2 tRNA genes and 1 rRNA gene are annotated in these 385 nt (G+C 55.3%); all 3 read left to right on the forward strand.

Annotated features, from left to right (window positions below):
- A 16S ribosomal RNA gene (locus VG556_RS22695) occupies positions 1-66 on the forward strand; the annotation flags it as partial.
- 92 nt (positions 67-158) lie between these two features.
- Positions 159-234: transfer RNA gene (locus VG556_RS22700), tRNA-Ala, on the forward strand.
- Positions 235-263: 29 nt separating this feature from the next.
- Positions 264-340, forward strand: a tRNA-Ile gene (locus VG556_RS22705).
- The last annotated feature ends 45 nt before the right edge of the window (positions 341-385 follow it).

Consider the following 385-nt stretch of genomic DNA (forward strand, 5'->3'; position numbering starts at 1 on the left):
CCGATGACTGGGGTGAAGTCGTAACAAGGTAGCCGTATCGGAAGGTGCGGCTGGATCACCTCCTTTTGAGCAAAGACAGCATCGTCCTGTCGGGCGTCTTCACAAAGTACCTGCATTCAGAGAATCACGTCGGCCAGGCCGATGTGAGAGTCCCTTTTGGGGCCTTAGCTCAGCTGGGAGAGCACCTGCTTTGCAAGCAGGGGGTCGTCGGTTCGATCCCGACAGGCTCCACCATACTGGGCCATGTACCGGAAGAGTTTTCCGGGTCTGTAGCTCAGGTGGTTAGAGCGCACCCCTGATAAGGGTGAGGTCGGTAGTTCGAGTCTACCCAGACCCACCATTCTCTGAATGACGCATACAATCGATCTTTATACGCATCAGCACT

The organism is Stenotrophomonas sp. CASM106, assembly GCF_049384825.1.
GTDB classification, from domain to species: domain Bacteria; phylum Pseudomonadota; class Gammaproteobacteria; order Xanthomonadales; family Xanthomonadaceae; genus Stenotrophomonas; species Stenotrophomonas muris.